We start from the raw sequence: 17,563 nt of genomic DNA on the forward strand, positions 1-17,563 counted from the left end.
TCAGCGGGGCATCAAGTTGGGAAGGGCGGTAGCGCCAAACTCGTGCTTCAAAGCGCTCAGCGCTGCGTGCCACCCCGCAAGGCCATGCATGCCCGGTCCAGGGCTGGATGACGCTCCTGCAAGGTAGACGCCCGGCATCGGCGTGCGCCACGGATCGCTTGACAGGACCGGTCTCTGGAGCAGCTGCCGAACGCTGGGTTCGCCCGAGGAGATATCTCCGCCCACGTAGTTCGGATTGTGCGAGGCGACCTCTGTCGCAGTGCGCGAAGCCGTAGCAACGATCGTGTCGCGGAACCCGGGGGCGAACCGCTCGATCTGTTTGATCACCACCTCGGTGCGATCTACGTCGGATCCCGCAGGCACATGCGTGTACGCCCAGAGGGTGTGCATTCCTTCTGGCGTCCTCGTGGCGTCGAACACCGTGGGCTGCGACACGAGCACATAGGGGTTCTCACTCAGATGCCCGCGAACCACACCGTTTTCGGATGCTTGGATTTCTGCGCGCGTGCCCCCGACGTGAACTGTCCCGGCACCTCGCACGGTCGTGTTCGTCCAGGGCACTGGCTCAGAGAGCGCGAAATCGACTTTCGCGACAGCGTTTCCGTAGCGGAAGCGTTCCAGGCGGCGGCGGTACCGTGACGGCATGCGATCTCGCGCAAGTCTCAGCAGTGCGCGCGGGGTCACATCAAGCAATGTCGCGCGTGCGCGCGGCAGCTCATCGAGCGAAGTCACTTCGTGGTCGGTGACGACCACACCGCCATGAGCCTCGATGTCGGCAACCATCGCGTCGGCGATCCGCTGGCTTCCCCCGATCGGGATCGGCCAACCTCGCGCGTGCGCGTAGGCAGTCAACGCGAGACCCGCACTCGCCGCGGCCAGACTCGGCAACGGAAGCACGGTGTGCGCGGCGACGCCCGTCAGCAAGGCTGGTGCGCTTTCTTCATGAAAACGGGCGTTCCACAGCGGTGTTCCCTGCTCGAGCGCAGCCGCACCGAAATAGGCAGCCGCGCCGAGATATGGCGGAACTCGAATCAACGTTGACCCTGTGAGCTCGGCCACTTCACTGGCCCGAGCGGCGAGGGGACCGATGAGAGACGCATACGCCGCACCATCCCGTCCGAGTGTTTCCCGGGTGCGCTCGAGATCGCGAAACGCAATGCCAGCTTGCCCGCCATCCAACGGGTGCGCGAATGACACCTCGGGCACCGCAAACTCCACCCGATGCCGCAACCCGAATTCGCGGAAGAATCGCGATTCGAAAGCGAGTGGATGCACCGCAGAGCAGACATCGTGGGTGAACCCAGGTCGGGTGAGTTCAGCGCTTGAGACGCCGCCACCGGGCGTTGTCGCGCGTTCGAACACCACCACCTTCAGCCCCGACCGGGCGAGGGTGACGGCGGCGGCAAGGCCGTTGGGGCCAGCGCCCACCACGACCGCGTCGACATCTGCGTACTTCGAGGTGTTCATGACGCCTCGCCATTCGCTCGACGTCCTTCGGCAACGAAAGCCAAGCGGGTGATGGTCTCGGCGTTGCGCGCGTGCAACAGCAGATCGCGCACGAACCGGGGCAACAGGCGGGTCGGGCCGCGCACGGCCTGTTCTTGGATGCGAACCATGCAGTGCTCATCACCGATTGCTCGCACGTCGATCGTCACCTGCGCTTCACCGAGCGGCCAGCCTCGAGCGCGCATCACCATTTGATGCGGGGGATTCCATTCGAGGCTCAGTGTGGTGTCGTTGATCAGCGCTGGCCAGACCCCAAAAGAGTGGTGAAGACGACCGCCTGGTTGTGGCCAATGTTCGTCGACTTCGCGCATTCTGGAAGCGCCGACTACCCACGTGGGGTACAGCCAGCCGTCAGCCAGCGCCGCAAAGACATCATCGGGTGTGCAGGCGAAACGGCGCACGTTGCGTGACATTTTGCTCCCTTGGTCGTGCGTTCGATCCTGCCGTCGAATTGCGGATTGGCGCAAAGGCTTGACGCTCCCGCGTGGGTTCGGTACTGCTCGTGTCTCTTGGCACCGTCGAAGCGCAGCGGATGCTCGCAGCAGTGCCCAGTTAGCACAGGCGCTTTTTGTCATCAACCCCCTGGGAGTGCGCTCGGCGCAGGCATAGATTTTGCGGATGCACGCCAACTGTGAGCGGATGCACGCCAACTGTGAAAGGAGACTTCATGACCGATTCGAGGAATGACCCGCACGGTCCGACGCAGTTGCCCGACGAACAGCCGATCGCGAATGCGACTGACTGGGGCAATCAGACGGCCTTGCGAACTGGAGCCACCTCGCGCTGGCTAGTCCCGGCAGCAGCGTTGGCAATAGTCGGGATCGTGCTCTACTGCTTTGCCTTCCAGATACAGGTTGTCTTGCCGATCGTCGGCATCGTCTTCGCGGCAACGATGTGGATCGTGATGTTCGCAGTGGCCAGGCGCGGCGGTGAAAACCCTCGTACCAACCGGTCCTTGGCTTGGCTGATGGGTGCAATGGCGGCCGGGATGCTGCTGATCGCCATCGGTCTTTACATCGTCGAGTCGACACGCTTGCCGTGGTCGTAGCGAGCAGCTGGTGTTCGTGCTTTCAACGAACAGACCATGCCTGCGGATGAGAATCGGCCGACACGCTGACGTGAGCGCGCACGACTATCGCGTGGCGATGTCCACTACCTGAGGTGAGTCGTCCGACACATCGTCAGGGGGCTCCTCGACGTTCTCTGCGACGAGAAGGATCCCGCCGGAAGAGTTCGCGGATAGCGAGAGCTTGTCGATCCACTCTCGACTCAGGTCTTCAGGTTCGGGGTTGTCGAACACGAATCTCATCGGAATCGAAGAGTGCAACCAAATAGTGCTGCGACCCCGCGGTTGATCCTCCGGGTGGGGCCAAGTAACGGTGAAGCTCTCGTCGCGGCGTAGCTTGGTGGCGATGACGACTTTCAGATGGGCGAGCGTGCGGTCATCGATGTGAATTGGCGTCGCTGAACCGCCATAGTAGATGGTTCCCATGGCTGTCATAGTACTCGCCAGGGTTTGTTGGTGACCGTTCGGTCATCACCCGCGGCATGAGGCTATGCAGAATCGACTGGTCCTGGGGTCGCATCTTCGTCGCGAGCCGGGCCGGTAGGCGTCGTCGTGATTTCGGTGAGGAGTTGAATCGCCACGCGCGCGGCCTGTTCTATGACCTCTTCGGGATTGCCCGACAGATTTAGCCGCCGGTAGCCCGAAGAGGTGGATGTCGACCACCCGAGGTACACCGTGCCAGGAGCATGTCCGTCCTGAGGATCAGGTCCGCCGATACCTGTCGTAGAGACAGCGACGTCAGCGGCGAGCATGCGCCGAACATTCTGAGCCAGAGTAACCGCGCACTCGCTGCTACAGGGGTCGACACCGGCAGGCAGGCCCAGCAGAGCCTGCTTCACGCTCGTCTGATAGGCAATGACGGCGCCACGAAACCACACCGAGGCGCTCTTGCCCGCCCCTATTCTGCTGGCCAGCAGGCCGCTCGTCAGTGATTCAGCTGCGGCGACCGTCAGCCCCGCTTTGCGGGCGGCATCGGCGAGAAGTTCGACGTCGGTCGTGTCGGCGTTCGTGATAGCTCCTTGGGTTCTCATTTACTCTGCAGAAAGATTCGTGTTGAACGCAGTCGTTGTCAAGGGGATGCTTCGCTCTTTCGCCGCGGTGGTAAGGCGTTCTAGCCGCTGTGTCAACCCGAGGGCGTCGTTTCGCCATGACTCGTATCCTCGCTGCATGGCGACATCATCGAGAGAGGGCGACCAGAGTACGCACGCGAGCGCGGAGGAAGACAGCGCGGTGGGCGAAGACACGCACACCTGGGCTCGTCTCGACGCGTGGTGGCGTGCGGCGAACTATCTCAGCGTGGGGCAGATCTATCTGCTCGACAACCCGTTGCTGCGCGAGCCGCTTCGGCGTGAGCACATCAAGCCGCGTCTGCTTGGGCACTTCGGCACAGTTCCCGGACTCAACCTCGCCTACGCGCACCTGAATCGGATCATCCGCGAGCGCGACGTCGATTGCCTCTACATTGCCGGGCCGGGCCACGGCGGTCCCGGAATGGTCGCCAACGCCTGGCTTGATGGCACCTATACCGAGCTCTTCCCCACGGTCACGAGCGACCTGGTCGGCATGCAGCGGCTGTTCCGACAGTTCTCGTTCCCCGGCGGCATCCCATCGCACGCGGCCCCCGAGACTCCCGGCTCTATCCACGAAGGCGGCGAACTCGGATACTCGCTCAGTCATGCCTACGGGGCTGCCTTCGATAATCCCGACCTGGTCGTCGCGTGTGTCGTCGGCGACGGTGAAGCTGAGACGGGCCCACTCGCTACCGCATGGCACTCGAACAAGTTTCTCGATCCCGTGACAGACGGCACGGTGCTGCCGATTCTGCATCTCAACGGGTGGAAGATCGCGAACCCGACGGTTCTTGCGCGAATTCCTGAGCATGAGCTTCTCGAACTGATGCGCGGTTACGGCCACGACCCCCTGCTCGTCTCTTTTGAAGCGTCGGACTCGGCAGATGAGGTTCACCGCACCATGGCCAGCGTCATGGATACCGCGTTCGATCGCATCGCACAGATTCGGCGCGCAGCGGCAGAGGGCGGTACGCAACGACCGCGGTGGCCGATGATCATTCTGCGTTCGCCGAAGGGCTGGACCGGTCCAGAGCAAGCGGGCGGCCTCGCTGTCGAGGGCACGTGGCGCTCGCACCAGGTGCCGTTGAGCGACCCTCGAGGCGACGTGCGTCAGCTCGAACAGCTAGAGGATTGGCTGCGCAGCTATCGCCCCGATGAACTGTTTGAAAGCGAGGGTGCACCGAGTTCCGAGACGATCGCGCTGGCCCCGAAGGGCGAGAAGCGCATGAGCGCATCGCCGCACGCCAACGGGGGAGTTCTGCGCACACCGCTCGATCTCCCCGACTTCCGCGAGTTTGCTGAGCAAGTCACGTCTCCCGGGGCCGAGACCGCTCAGGCCACAGCGGTATTGGGAGAGATGCTCGCCGAGGTTATTCGGCGCAACCCGCAGAACTTCAGGATCTTCGGCCCGGATGAAACTGCATCCAACAAACTCGCTCCGGCCGTATATGAGGTGACAGACAAACAGTGGAATGCTGAGGTCTCGCCGCTTGACGAACATCTGGCGAGGGCCGGTCGGGTGATGGAAGTGCTCAGCGAGCATCAGTGTCAGGGGTGGCTGGAGGGCTATCTGCTGACCGGCCGTCACGGTGTCTTCACCTCGTACGAAGCGTTCATCCACATCGTCGACTCGATGTTCAACCAGCACGCGAAGTGGCTTGAAGCGGCCAGTGAAGTCTCGTGGCGACGCGAGATTTCGAGCCTGAACTATCTTCTTTCCAGCCACGTGTGGCGACAGGATCACAACGGGTTTTCTCATCAGGATCCCGGGTTTCTTGATGTGGTTGCCAACAAGAGCTCAGAGATCGTACGCGTCTACCTGCCGTTTGACACCAACACGTTGCTGTCGACTTACGACCACTGCCTTCGCTCAACTGGCTACGTCAATGTCGTGGTCGCGGGTAAACAAGACGCTCCGCAATGGCTTTCGATGGAAGAGGCGATCGAGCATTGCGCAAGCGGCGTAGGGGAGTTGTCTTGGGCGAGCAACGTGCCAGAGGGGGAAGAGCCCGATGTTGTGATGGCGGCAGCCGGCGACGTTCCTACGATGGAGATGCTCGCTGCCGTGTCAGTGCTTCACGAGGAACTGCCCGAGCTTCGCATCCGCGTGGTCAATGTGGTTGATCTCATGAGGTTGCAGAGCGAAGGGCAACACCCGCACGGCTTGCCCGATGATGAGTTCGATGCGCTCTTCACGCGCGATCGGCCCATCGTGTTCGCATTTCATGGCTACCCGTGGCTCATCCACCGGCTGGCATACCGGCGCTCCGGACACCCGAACCTTCACGTGCGCGGATTCAAAGAGCGAGGAACGACCACCACGCCGTTTGACATGGTGATGCTCAACGATCTGGATCGCTTCCAGCTTGCGATCGACGTCATCGATCGTGTGCCTGGGCTTGGCGCCGCTGGCGGCCACGTGCGCCAAGATCTAGAAGATCGGCGTCAGCGCGCGCGCTCCTATGCGCGAGAGTTCGGCGAAGACCCGGCCGAGATCCAGGACTGGGCGTGGCCAGCGACGACCTGAGCTAGCGCCTGCTCGACAGCACGCGTGCGGAGTGACCGCAAGATCGAAATGCTTCGAGCGGCGCGACTGTGCGGGCGTTTCGCAACGTGCTTGGTAAGCGCTATCCCGTTCGATGTAAGGTGAAGTCTGAAAGTCTCGGAGAGCAGACTCACAGTCGATCTGCCGCGAGTTGACGAGGGAGATTTCACCATCGACGACACAGTGCTTGAGGCAGGATCGCTTCGTCTGGGCAGCTTCGAGCTGCACTGGAATGGCGAGACCCCGCTGTATCTCGACGCCAAAGACACTTCAGTCGCAGGCCGCTCGGGGGTCTCTCTTGTAGAAGTCTTCTCGGCGCACGAGCAACGTGCGCGCACGAGCCAGGCGTACTATCTCAGCAGCATTGGCGCGCGGCTGCGCTACAGCAGCGGCGGCGTGCTTCAGCGCTCGGCGGCTGAAGACAGCGCGACATTCGTTCAGCGCGATGCGGCCACCGGCATCGAAGTAGAGACGTTGCTGACGGCGCCGCACGGCATGAACGTTCTGCGGGTTGTGAACACCGTCAGCAATGGCGGCGATGCGCCGGTGGTCATCACCGCTGTGTCTTCGGCCACGCTCGGATTCGGCCAGTCCGAGGCGCATGCCGCCAATCTGCGGCTGGCGCTCGCAGAGAGCGAATGGCTGGCAGAGAACAGGTGGAACGAACAGTTGTTCTCTGACTGGTCGCCTTGGTTGTCGCTGCCCATTCATGCACAGGACGGCCGCGGACATCTGGGATGGACCAGTCACGGTTCGTGGTCGACCGGCGAACGATTGCCGGTCGGTGTGCTCAGCGACTTGGCGAGTGGGCATTCGGTTGCGTGGCAGATTGAGACGAGTGCCGGATGGCACATGGACCTCTGCCAAACAGCGCGTGGCGGGGTGCTTTCTCTTCTCGGCCCGGCTGATCTTGAGCACCACTTTGCGCACACCCTGCAACCGGGCGACCGGTTTGACGCGGTGCCCGCCGCTATCGCTGTTTCGGCAGGTGGTCGTGATGGGGCGCTCGCCGAACTGACCGCCTACCGTCGTTGGCTGCGTCGCAACATCTCGAGGCAAGGGCTGCCGGTGGTCTACAACGACTTCATGAACACCCTGATGGGGCAGCCCAGCACAGCAGCGCTGCTGCCACTCGTTCGTCAAGCTGCTGCTGCTGGCGTCGAAGTCTTCTGCATCGATGCGGGCTGGTTCGCCGACCCAGCGATCGGCGACTGGTGGGCCACCGTCGGGGAGTGGCGAGAGGCCCCGACACGGTTCGATACCGGCGGATTGAAAGCCGTCATCGATGAGATTCATCGGCTGGGTATGAGGTCGGGAATCTGGTTAGAGCCGGAGGTTGTCGGAGTTCATAGCCCGGTTGCATCGTCGCTGCCAGACGAAGCATTCTTCGTTCGATTCGGACAGCGGGTGCGCGAGCACGACCGCTATCACCTTGATCTTCGTCACCCGGCAGCGCGGGCCCATGTGGATGAGACTGTTGACCGGCTCATTTCGCAGTATGGCGTGTCGTATTTCAAGCTCGACTACAACATCAATCCCGGTGTGGGGACCGAGCGAAATGCCACGGGCGCCGGAGCTGGTCTACTTGCGCACACCAGGGCGCTGCAACAGTGGGCGGCTGATCTGAACACTCGACACCCGTCGGTGGCGGTTGAGAACTGTAGTTCCGGAGCCATGCGCGCCGACTACGCATTGCTCGCAGTGACCCACATGCAGTCCACAAGCGATCAGCAAGACTATGAGCGCTACCCGACGATCGCAGCTTCGGCGCCAGCATCCATCCTTCCTGAACAGTGCGCCAACTGGGCCTATCCCGCGCACGAAATGAACGACGAACAGACTGCTTTCACCCTGGTGACAGGGCTGAGCGGCAGGCTCTATCTGTCAGGATTTCTCGACCGCCTCCGTGCCGACCAGTCACGTCTGATTCGCGAAGCAGTCGAGCTGAACAAAGAGACACGCGAGTTCATCGCGTCGGCGACACCCTTTTGGCCGCTCGGGTTGCCGGGCTGGAGCGATGAGGTTGTGTGTCTGGGTTTGCGGGGCGAGCAGACCGAGCTGATATTCGTGTGGGATCGCAGTGCAGACCCGGCGCGCATTGTGCTGCCTGGTGTCATGGGTAGCGCTCGCTTGGTGTTTCCCGTCGCGTTGCCCGAATGGAAGATGGATGCGACTCAGGCAGGGCTCGCTCTCACAACTGCGTCGGGCATCGGGGCGCGGGTATTCGACGTTTCACGACATCTAATTCGTGAGATGCCACACCGATCGCTTGAGGTTTGATTAGGTATGCGGAGTTGTTCCCTGCTCATTCGACCGGCGCTTATTGTGCTCCACCGTCTGTGAATCCGCAAGGAACCGATCAACGATCGGCGGCCGGTGCCAGCGGCGATACGCGAGCCAGAGGGTCGCCCCGAGATCGGCCGCGAGCGGGATGCAGCGCACGCCGGCACGAATGATCGAACTGTTGCTCTTTGCCTGGAGCGTGATGCCGATTCCGGCGGCGACGAGCGCTAACTGCGACTCAAGCGAGGTTCCGTAGCCGGTGATGTGTGGGGTGAACCCAGCCCGCTGGCACCCCGAGATGATGAGGTCGTAATAAGACGGGCCGTGGTAGCGCGGCCACAGAATGAAGTCCTCCGCCGCCAATTCATGAAGACGGACGAACTCTCGATCGGCGAGTGCGTGGGAGGCAGGGAAGTAAACCACGAACTGTTCGTCCAACAGCCTGCGAGACGCCACGAGTTGCTCGTTGCTTATTGACCGAACGACCCCGAGGTCTAGGGAGCCAGCGAGAATCTCACGCTCCAGGGTGGCGCTGTTGGAGTGGTGGTGCAGCTCTACAACCAGTCCACGAGTTGCCGCGCGAAAGCGTGAAATCATCTCGGGCAGTGGCCCGTTGGCGCCCGCACCCAGAGTGCCGATGACCAGATGAGAGTTGATTCCGAGGGGTGCATCACGAACGATCTCTTCAGCGCGCAGAGCCTCTGAGAGTGTTCGGCGACAGCCTTCTAAGAACAACTCACCGACGGGGGAGAGGCTCACCTCGCGGCTCGTACGCACCACAAGTTCGGCACCCAGCTCGACTTCAAGCTTGGACAGCAACTGGCTCAATGCGGGTTGCGAGACACCCAGAGCCTCGGCGGCTCTACCGAAATGCAGATTGTCGGCGAGCGCCACGAAGGCGCGCATCTGTCGAAGATCCATAAATGCATGTTATCGAAGTAGAAGTTTAGTGGGATTGATCTATGGGTTGAGATTGGGCAACCTACTGGAGACAAGATTGTCGCAATCAACCTGGCAGGCGCGATGACGCTCGCTGCGAGAGGACTGATCCTGATGCCCAACGGTGTGAAGCCGCAGAGCGTGCGCAGGCCCAACGTCGTCTTGATCTTCATGGACGATCAAGCGTTCCGAACGATCGGATCACTCAACAACCGAGAGATTCACACGCCGAATCTCGATGCCCTCGTCGCTCGCGGAACCACCTTCACGCACGCGTTCAATCAGGGCTCGTGGGTCCCCGCGGTCTGCGTGGCATCGCGGGCCATGCTGATCACGGGAATGAGTCTCTTTCACGCTCACGATCGTCTTGAAGAGTCTTCGCTATTCGGTCAGTATCTCGGTCAATGCGGGTACCGGACATTCTTCACCGGCAAATGGCACAACGGCGAGAACGCACTTGATCGAAGCTACGGACAAGTGGGGCCGTGGGCCGGCGGCATCAACGCCGACGGGTTCGGCCCAGAGAACCCTGCGTACAGGAGGCCGTCAGATGGCAACTCGTGGCGGCCCGACGACACCAGCCAGGGGCGACATTGGATGCACGTAGGCGGCGAGGTAGTACACAGCAGCGAACTATGGACCAACGCTGCCGTCGACTTCATCGATCGCTCGGCGACAGAAGACCAGCCATTCTTCTTACACCTGGCATACCACGCACCGCACGATCCGCGGCAGACCTACCCAGAGTTCCTCGATCTCTATCCTGTCGATGCTCTCGAGGTCCCGCCGAACTTTCAGCCGCAACACCCATTCGATCAAGGCGACGCGCTGATTCGAGACGAGCAACTCGCGCCGTTCCCTCGCACCGAAGAGGCAGTCCGGCTGCACCGCAGCGAGTATTACGCGATCCTCACTCACGCCGACCAGCAGATCGGTCGTGTCCTCGAAGAGTTGGACGCGCGGGGGCTCACAGACGACACCATCATCGTGTTCTCAAGTGACCACGGACTCGCGGTGGGCGAGCACGGGCTGATGGGAAAACAGAATCAGTACGACCATTCCGTCCGAGTGCCGCTCATTTTTGCGGGACCGGGCGTTCCATCGGGTGAGACCAACGACGCTCTCGTCTATCAGAGCAGCATCTTTTCGACAGTCTGCGATTTGCTCCAGGTTTCCTCGCCGCAGTCAGTTGAATTTCCGTCGCTACTCCCACTCATAGCAGGTGCGGCCGACTCGGTCTACACCACCATCTTCGGTGCGTACCGACACCTCCAGCGGATGGTGCGCACGCGCTCACACAAGCTCATTGCCTATCCGGAGCAGTCGCGCATTCAGCTGTTTGACCTGACCGTTGATCCGTGGGAAACCGACGACCTCAGCGGCGATGTTGAGCAAGCGGAACTGATCGACAACCTGCGCCATGAGATTGAACGCTGGCAGCGCACCATCGACGACGACCTCGACATCACGCCCGCATTCGCCGGCAACGATTCGCGCGCTTCGGCGGTGAGCTGAACATGTCGAGACCGAATGTGGTTGTGATCATGGCCGACCAGCTCAAGGCGACAGCGTTGCCCCAGTATGGCAACGCTGATGTGCTCACGCCGTCACTCGATCGTTTAGCTGATCAGGGTGTTCGGTATGATCTGGCGTTTACGCCGCACCCCCTCTGCACTCCCTCTCGGGTGTCGTTGTGGACCGGGACATATCCGCACAATCACGGTGTGCGGACGAACGAGCTGACGGCGCCGGCTGACAGAGACAACTATCTGCGCGCGTTCCACCGTGCTGGGTACAGCCTCGCACTGCTCGGCAAGAATCACTGCTTCGGCGCAGACGACCTTGGACTGTTCGACGTCTACAAAGACTTCAGCCATACCGGGCGCACTGACGGCGGCGACGAACGCGATATGAGGTTTCGCCGTTGGATCAGTGACGCCGACTATTCCCATCTTTGGGAAACCCGGACAACTCCTCTCTCAGCAGAAGACTGCCCAGCCGCACGCGTAACCGAAGAGTCATGCCGATTCATTGAGTCCACGACGGAACCCTTCTTGCTCTGGATGTCGCTCCCCGAGCCTCATGAGCCGTATCACGCCCCGGAACCATTCGCCTCGATGTATGACCCTGAAGCGATTCAGCTTCCAGTCTGGAACGCAACAGAAGCAGCCGACGAACCGGTGCGTCGGCGGCTCTATCGTGAGTTGTGCGGTTTCGCCGACATCGACGACCGCTTGTTGCGCGAGGCAGTCGCGATGTACTACGCCATGGTCAGTTTCGTGGACTCCTGCGTGGGGCGCGTCCTTGACACCCTCGAGCACTTCGGCCGGAACCGCGACACGATCGTCGTCTTCGTATCGGACCACGGTGACTTCGGCGGTGAACGAGGGCTGATGGTCAAATGCAATTCGCTTGTCGATGCGCTCACGCGGGTCCCTCTGCTTATCAGCGTTCCAGGCTCTACTGGTGCCGGAACTGTCGTGGATCACCCCGTCAGCCTGATCGACGTGATGCCGACGCTGGCGCGCCTGGCAGGAATGGACGCGATCAAGGAGAGCAGAGGGCGAAACCTGCCAGGGCTTGATCTCGCAACGCATCCGCGTCGCGCGGTCTTTGCCGAGTACGGTGCCGGCGCCAGCCCGATGAGCTACCGTGCTGGCGTTGACGCGGCAGCCGCACTCCCTGCCACGCTTCGCCCGCTATTGCGTGCGGCAGAGGCAGAGGGCCGCCCGAAGATGGTGCGCACGACTCGGTGGAAGTACATCTACGACCCGCTCGAACCGATCGACGAGTTGTACGACCTGGCAGCGGATTCGTTTGAGCTGCGCAATCTCGCGGCCGATCCGGACTTCTCAGATGTCGTCGCAGACATGCGACGTCAGTTGCTTGATTGGTCGATCACCACAGAAGATGCCCGCCCAGTCCCGCTCTACTTTGACACGCACGATCTGGCGCCAACCAATGACCTCGACTTCGCGCCCTTCGGCGCGTGAATCTGTGATGAAGAGCCCTACGAACGTTGAACATTTGACCCCGCCAATTCGCCCCCAAAGTGAGGACGCCGCTATGACCGATATCCCGGATGCTGGACAGATCACCTTCGCTCAGGACCCGCAATCGCAGGGGAACCCCGCCCTGGGATGGTTTCGCGAAGCTCGGTTCGGGATGTTTGTGCACTGGGGCGTGTACGCGATACCTGCCGGCTACTGGAATGGAGAACCGACACCCCACATGGGGGAGTGGATCATGCACGACTTGAAGATCCCCGCCGAGGAATACAAGCAGCTTGCCGCTTCTTTCGACCCGCACGATTTCGATGCGGCGGCGCTCGTCGACCTGGCCGTGCGAGCGGGGCAACGGTATCTGGTTCTCACCGCGAAACATCATGACGGTTTCTGCCTGTGGGACACCGAGCTGACGACTTTCAGCTCAGCGGTGGATGCGCCTCTCGGGCGCGACATAGTCGGCGAGATCTCGCAGGCGTGCCGTGATCGCGGTATTAAGTTCGGTCTCTATTACTCACAGACGCAGGACTGGACGCATCCGGATGCCGCAGGCAACGACTGGGACTTCGATCCTGAAACACAAGATTTCGAAAGCTATCTGCAGGGCTACGTGAAGCCGCAGTTGACGGAGTTGCTCACTGGCTACGGTGAGATCGCGCTTATTTGGTTCGACACGCCCCAAGGGATCACCGCAGAGCAGAGTCGCGATCTCGTCGAGCACGTGCACATGCTCCAGCCATATTGTCTCGTCAACGGACGCGTCGGCAATGGGCTGGGTGACTACGGGCAGACGCGAGACAACGAGATGCCCGATGAGCCGGCGGGTGACTGGGAAACTCCGATCACTGGCAACGGGACGTGGGGGTTCACCGACAACACCGAGTGGAAGAGCGCGCGAGAGATCTCTGTCACGATCGCCAAGGCCGTCTCTCGAGGTGGAAACGTCCTTCTGAACGTGGGGCCCGATAGCCGCGGTGCCGTGCCTTCGGCGCAGGTCGTCGAACTTGAGACGATCGGAGATTGGTTGCAGCGTTGCGGCGCGTCAATCTATGGCACTCATCGCGGTCCATTCCGTGCGCTCGAGTGGGGGTGGAGCACTGCTTCGAGCGATCACGTTTATCTGCTTGTAGAGAATTGGCCCGCCCACGGGGAGTTGGTGTTGCCGGCGAATGTCTCGGTCGAATCTGCCCGGCTACTGACAGATGCAGGCGGCACATCGCTAGAGGTGCGTGGCGCTCAGGGCGGCGCCGTTGTTGACCTGAACGGTGTCGAAGCCGATGCAGTTCTGTCAGTGATCGAGCTCACGGGTGCCCGAGAGGTAGCACCGCTATGAGTCGCCCAAACATCCTGCAGATTGTGGCCGATGACCTCGGCTTCGGAGACATTGGGTGCTTCAACTTCGGAATGACCGAGACTCCTGGCTTAGACAGCCTGTATCGAGACGGCATCGAACTGAGCCAGCACTATTCGGCGTCGCCGGTGTGCGCTCCCGCTCGGGCCGCACTGCTCACTGGGCGTTACTCGCACCGCACGGGCGCCATCGACACTCTTGATGGTCGCGGCTTGGACCGGATAGCAACGGAAGAGGACACCCTCGCGGACTGTCTTGCTGCCTCGGGATACGCCACGGGCCTCATCGGAAAGTGGCACAGTGGAGCACTGGCTGAGGAGTACCACCCCACCAGTCGTGGGTTTAGCGAATTCGTTGGATTCCAGGGCGGTTGGATGGACTACTGGGACTGGACCATCCAGAAGAATGGAACCACGGCACGCGCCGACGGGCGTTATCTGACCGATGTGTGGACCGATGAAGCTGTCGACTTTCTTCAGGCGCACAGCGATGAACCGTTCTATCTGCACCTGGCCTATAACGCCCCTCACGCGCCTTTCCAGGCTCCAGAAGGTAGCGAGCAAAAGCACCTCGATCGCGGAAACAACCCTGCTGTCGCCGTGCTGTACGCCATGGTCGAAGCGATGGATGCTGGAATCGCTCGCGTTCTCGCGGAGCTGGATCGGCTCGGACTTCGCGACAACACGCTGGTGATGTTCACTAGCGACAATGGCCCGCAAATGCGGGGACATGGACCGCAGGCGACCGACCGTTTCAACTGCGGATTCCGAGGGTCGAAGGGGCATACCTACGAGGGCGGGATTCGCGTGCCGGGCATCATTCGTTGGCCCAACGGATTCGAAGGCGGGCGCCGCGTCGACGAAATGGTGCACTTCACCGACTGGTATCCCACGATCCTGGCGGTTACGGAAGCTTCGACAGTGAATGCGAGTCTATTTCGCGACGGCGAGAACATGCTGCCCGTCTTGCGCGGTGACGCCGGGTCCGTGCCTGAGCAACGTTTCTGGCAATGGAATCGCTATCGCCCCCTCGGAGTGTGCAACGCAGCGATGCGTGACGGCCACTGGAAGCTTGTGCTACCCGAAATTGCGTCAGCCATGCATGTCACGCCGGACGATCTTGAAATGGATCGTGCTCTCAGATACGAGCCCGAGCGGTTCTCTCATATTCTTACTGACGCTTTGCCGCCAGTGCCCCGCGTACTGCCTGGTGAGGTGCGGCCAGAGCTTTACAACCTCGCGGTCGATCCGCTGGAGCTCAACGATCTCGCTGAGCAAGAGCCACAGCGAGTGCAAGCAATGCGCGCGCAACTCGAAGCCTGGTTCAACGAAGTCAATCGGCCGGAGGTTGAAGCGATTTTCATGACGACATAACAGAGGGCCCCACTATTTCTCCTTCTCCTTCTCCGCATCATCAGACCATCGAACTCAATCACACCGATCCCAGAGTTGGGATCATCCCTGCAGGTATCAACGAAGAGGAACTGCCATGAAGAAATTGCAATCCAATAAGTCCTGGCGAAAGATCGCGATCGCCACGCTGGGCGCGACAGCGGTCGGCGCGCTGCTGAGCGGTTGTGCAGTCGGCGGAACGACGACCGAAGCTGTCGACCAGGCTGAAGGAGACGCCACGCTCGTTGTCTGGACCGATGCGATTCGGCTTCCGCTGTTCGAGGCATATCAAGAGGCGCACCCCGAGGTGACTCTGGAGATCGAGACCCTCGATAGCTCGCCCGATGAACTGGCATCGAAGATCCTTCTCGCCAACACTTCAGGTCAGGGATGGCCCGACGTTCTCGCAACTGCTGCATCTGCAGCGAGCTCGCTGGCCGGTGAGCCGTACGATTTCGCGCTCGATCTCACGTCGCTCGTCGACCCAGAAATTGTTGGGGACTTTTCTCAGGGGACGCTTGACCCGTGCACGGTGGGAGACGAACTCATCTGTCTGCGAGGTGACTTCGCGCCCGGCGTGCTCTGGTACAACCCGAACCTGATGGACGAATTCGGATACTCCATACCGACGACCTGGGAAGAGTTTCAGGCCACTGGCGAGAAGCTGGTTGAGGAGCACCCCGGCTACGTCGTCGGCAGCGCGAGCAACCCGTGGGACGACCTCACATACTACGCGGCAGCGGAGTGCCCCGGCCCGGAGTTCACCGGTGTGAATACAGTCAAGGTCGACTTGAGCGATCCGAACTGCACACGAGTCACTGAAATGATCGACAGCATGCTCGAGGTCGATGCGTTTGCCCGAACGGCAGTGGTTGATCCCCAATTCGCGCAGGACTACGGCACTCCTGAGAAGGTCCTGATGATGATGGGACCGATCTGGTACGGACAGAACGTCTACGCCAACTCGTTTGACGCTGCTCCTGGCACGCTCTCGTTCGCAGCCCCGCCTAAGTGGGAGGCGGACGCCGAAGCCCACACCGGCGACATTGGCGGTCGCGCGTATGTCGTTTCGAGCCACAGTGAGTACCAGCAGGCGGCCGCGGACTTGGTGACCTGGGTCACGACGGGTCCGTTCCTCGCCACTGAGGCCTCCACCACGTTGCCTTCGTATGAGCCTATGCAAGGCGCTTGGCTTGACCGCAACATCGAAGACGGCACGTTCACCGAAGTCGATACTCCGCTCAACGAAGTGCTGGCCACCGCCGTCGATGGTATTTGGACGGGACTGACCTACAAGCAGGCCAACTCCGAGACCTACCGGTCAGTAGTCCCGGCTGCGCTCGGGACAGGACAGTCGATGACCGAAACTGTTCCGGAGTGGGAGACGCGACTGGTTCAGAACCTCGAGGCAGCTGGTTGGGAAGTCGAATAATGTCGACCCCGCAAAGCCCCGCGCTTGCCGTAGCGGCAAGCGCGGGGCCGGAGGCTAGCGGCGACGAACGGGCACCTTCCGCGGGTCGCGGCGAGCGCGCGCCAGGCGGCGCGTCGCGAGGCATGATCCTCTCGTCCTACCTGTTTCTCTCGCCGTATCTTCTACTGGTGATCGGATTCGGCCTCGTGCCCGCGATCTATGCCGTCGTCATCTCGTTCAGCGGACCGAATGGTGGATTCGCGGGATTCGACGCCTACGTGCAGACGTTCCAGGACTTCCGCTACGTCGATGCGTTTGTGAATATCGGCATCTACGCTTTCTTCTTCATCGCACCCTCGATGATCGTCTCGATCGGCATCGCGTTGCTCCTACAGGGGCGATCGGCGCGCGTGGGCTCCGGATTCCGGTTCGCGTACTACCTTCCGCAAGCCCTCGTCGGCGCGGCCGGAGTCGTGGTGTGGATCTTCATGCTGAACCCGGCGACAAGTCCCGTGGGGGGACTCATGAACGCGTTCGGTCTCGAGAACATCTTTCAGGTGCTCACTCCGGCCGCTGTCCCCCCGGTGCTGGCGATGATCGCAGTATGGACCTCGGCGAACGCCATCCTTTTGATGTATGCGGCGCTCACATCCATCCCCGCGGAGATTCTCGAAGCTGCACGAATCGACGGTGCCGGTTCATGGACCACGGCCATGCAGATCAAGCTCCCGATGCTGAGAAAGTGGATCGGCTACACACTGATCCTCAATATTGCCGCGGCGACGCAACTCTTCGTTGAGCCGCAGATCCTCTCGAGCGCGACAGGCGGAGCCATCGGTGATGACTTCTCGCCGCTGCAACTGACCTACACGTTCGCCTATACCTACGGAAACTTCCCCGCAGCCGCGGCGTTGTCCGTCCAACTGCTCGCCATCGCCGGAATTCTCGCCGCGGTCGTGCTGCGAAAGACGGATATGTTCCGGGTGGAGATCTGAC

At 61.3% G+C, this 17,563-nt stretch carries 14 protein-coding genes; 9 read left to right on the forward strand and 5 right to left on the reverse strand.

From position 1 onward, the window contains the following. Together SJY18_RS11285 and SJY18_RS11290 are read right to left on the reverse strand one after the other, a co-directional pair. Entirely contained in the window at window positions 1-1,467 is a 1,467-nt protein-coding gene (locus tag SJY18_RS11285) for a phytoene desaturase family protein (RefSeq protein ID WP_396667642.1), read from the reverse strand. After that, entirely contained in the window at window positions 1,464-1,919 is a 456-nt protein-coding gene (locus SJY18_RS11290) for an SRPBCC family protein (RefSeq protein ID WP_396667643.1), read from the reverse strand. The genes SJY18_RS11285 and SJY18_RS11290 overlap by 4 nt, the downstream gene beginning before the upstream one ends. 254 nt (window positions 1,920-2,173) lie before the next feature. Here SJY18_RS11290 and SJY18_RS11295 point away from each other — a divergent pair, with 254 nt between their 5' ends. Further along, window positions 2,174-2,554 (forward strand): hypothetical protein, encoded by a 381-nt coding sequence (locus SJY18_RS11295; RefSeq protein ID WP_337337145.1) that lies wholly within the window; start codon window positions 2,174-2,176, stop codon window positions 2,552-2,554. Between the two features lie 84 nt (window positions 2,555-2,638). On the opposite strand, the gene SJY18_RS11300 is transcribed toward SJY18_RS11295, so the two are convergent. Both SJY18_RS11300 and SJY18_RS11305 read right to left on the reverse strand, forming a co-directional pair. Further along, complete coding sequence (locus SJY18_RS11300; protein WP_396667644.1) at window positions 2,639-2,998, reverse strand: hypothetical protein; 360 nt, start codon at window positions 2,996-2,998, stop codon at window positions 2,639-2,641. A 62-nt stretch (window positions 2,999-3,060) separates the two neighbouring features. Beyond that, a complete protein-coding gene (locus SJY18_RS11305) occupies window positions 3,061-3,603 on the reverse strand; it encodes a CinA family protein (RefSeq protein ID WP_396667645.1) in 543 nt (180 codons plus the stop codon). A 136-nt stretch (window positions 3,604-3,739) separates the two neighbouring features. Between SJY18_RS11305 and SJY18_RS11310 the strand changes: the two genes are divergently transcribed. Both SJY18_RS11310 and SJY18_RS11315 read left to right on the forward strand, forming a co-directional pair. Further along, entirely contained in the window at window positions 3,740-6,169 is a 2,430-nt protein-coding gene (locus SJY18_RS11310; RefSeq protein ID WP_396667646.1) for a phosphoketolase, read from the forward strand. Window positions 6,170-6,370: 201 nt separating this feature from the next. After that, window positions 6,371-8,467 (forward strand): glycoside hydrolase family 36 protein, encoded by a 2,097-nt coding sequence (locus SJY18_RS11315; protein WP_396667647.1) that lies wholly within the window; start codon window positions 6,371-6,373, stop codon window positions 8,465-8,467. Here the strand turns inward: SJY18_RS11315 and SJY18_RS11320 are convergent, their stop codons facing one another. Then, entirely contained in the window at window positions 8,468-9,391 is a 924-nt protein-coding gene (locus tag SJY18_RS11320; RefSeq protein ID WP_396667648.1) for a LysR substrate-binding domain-containing protein, read from the reverse strand. It abuts the gene before it with no gap. Window positions 9,392-9,493: 102 nt separating this feature from the next. On the opposite strand from SJY18_RS11320, the gene SJY18_RS11325 reads away from it, so the two are divergent. The 6 genes from SJY18_RS11325 to SJY18_RS11350 all read left to right on the forward strand — a co-directional run bounded on the left by SJY18_RS11325 (window position 9,494) and on the right by SJY18_RS11350 (window position 17,562). Beyond that, window positions 9,494-10,924: a sulfatase-like hydrolase/transferase gene (locus SJY18_RS11325; RefSeq protein WP_396667649.1), complete on the forward strand. Its 1,431-nt coding sequence runs from the start codon at window positions 9,494-9,496 to the stop codon at window positions 10,922-10,924. A 2-nt stretch (window positions 10,925-10,926) separates the two neighbouring features. Beyond that, window positions 10,927-12,402 (forward strand): sulfatase-like hydrolase/transferase, encoded by a 1,476-nt coding sequence (locus SJY18_RS11330; RefSeq protein ID WP_396667650.1) that lies wholly within the window; start codon window positions 10,927-10,929, stop codon window positions 12,400-12,402. Between the two features lie 73 nt (window positions 12,403-12,475). Next, window positions 12,476-13,747, forward strand: a complete 1,272-nt coding sequence (locus SJY18_RS11335; protein ID WP_396667651.1) for an alpha-L-fucosidase — start codon at window positions 12,476-12,478, stop codon at window positions 13,745-13,747. Beyond that, a complete protein-coding gene (locus tag SJY18_RS11340; protein WP_396667652.1) occupies window positions 13,744-15,138 on the forward strand; it encodes a sulfatase-like hydrolase/transferase in 1,395 nt (464 codons plus the stop codon). Before SJY18_RS11335 ends, SJY18_RS11340 begins: the two co-directional genes overlap by 4 nt. 115 nt (window positions 15,139-15,253) lie before the next feature. After that, on the forward strand, window positions 15,254-16,588 hold the full coding sequence (locus SJY18_RS11345; RefSeq protein ID WP_396667653.1) for an ABC transporter substrate-binding protein: 1,335 nt from the start codon (window positions 15,254-15,256) through the stop codon (window positions 16,586-16,588). Beyond that, window positions 16,588-17,562, forward strand: coding sequence for a carbohydrate ABC transporter permease (locus SJY18_RS11350; protein WP_396667654.1), 975 nt, complete (start codon window positions 16,588-16,590; stop codon window positions 17,560-17,562). The genes SJY18_RS11345 and SJY18_RS11350 overlap by 1 nt, the downstream gene beginning before the upstream one ends. Window position 17,563 lies beyond the last annotated feature (1 nt).

Source organism: Microbacterium sp. R86528, from assembly GCF_044596335.1.
Lineage (GTDB): Bacteria > Actinomycetota > Actinomycetes > Actinomycetales > Microbacteriaceae > Microbacterium > Microbacterium marmarense.

What these genes read in the sequence shown, in the direction of transcription:
- SJY18_RS11285 (WP_396667642.1), bottom strand. Translation starts at nt 1,467, where the DNA reads ATGAACACCTCGAAGTACGCAGATGTCGACGCGGTCGTGGTGGGCGCT.
- SJY18_RS11290 (WP_396667643.1), bottom strand. Translation starts at nt 1,919, where the DNA reads ATGTCACGCAACGTGCGCCGTTTCGCCTGCACACCCGATGATGTCTTT.
- SJY18_RS11295 (WP_337337145.1), top strand. Translation starts at nt 2,174, where the DNA reads ATGACCGATTCGAGGAATGACCCGCACGGTCCGACGCAGTTGCCCGAC.
- SJY18_RS11300 (WP_396667644.1), bottom strand. Translation starts at nt 2,998, where the DNA reads ATGGGAACCATCTACTATGGCGGTTCAGCGACGCCAATTCACATCGAT.
- SJY18_RS11305 (WP_396667645.1), bottom strand. Translation starts at nt 3,603, where the DNA reads ATGAGAACCCAAGGAGCTATCACGAACGCCGACACGACCGACGTCGAA.
- SJY18_RS11310 (WP_396667646.1), top strand. Translation starts at nt 3,740, where the DNA reads ATGGCGACATCATCGAGAGAGGGCGACCAGAGTACGCACGCGAGCGCG.
- SJY18_RS11320 (WP_396667648.1), bottom strand. Translation starts at nt 9,391, where the DNA reads ATGGATCTTCGACAGATGCGCGCCTTCGTGGCGCTCGCCGACAATCTG.
- SJY18_RS11325 (WP_396667649.1), top strand. Translation starts at nt 9,494, where the DNA reads ATGACGCTCGCTGCGAGAGGACTGATCCTGATGCCCAACGGTGTGAAG.
- SJY18_RS11330 (WP_396667650.1), top strand. Translation starts at nt 10,927, where the DNA reads ATGTCGAGACCGAATGTGGTTGTGATCATGGCCGACCAGCTCAAGGCG.
- SJY18_RS11335 (WP_396667651.1), top strand. Translation starts at nt 12,476, where the DNA reads ATGACCGATATCCCGGATGCTGGACAGATCACCTTCGCTCAGGACCCG.
- SJY18_RS11340 (WP_396667652.1), top strand. Translation starts at nt 13,744, where the DNA reads ATGAGTCGCCCAAACATCCTGCAGATTGTGGCCGATGACCTCGGCTTC.
- SJY18_RS11345 (WP_396667653.1), top strand. Translation starts at nt 15,254, where the DNA reads ATGAAGAAATTGCAATCCAATAAGTCCTGGCGAAAGATCGCGATCGCC.
- SJY18_RS11350 (WP_396667654.1), top strand. Translation starts at nt 16,588, where the DNA reads ATGTCGACCCCGCAAAGCCCCGCGCTTGCCGTAGCGGCAAGCGCGGGG.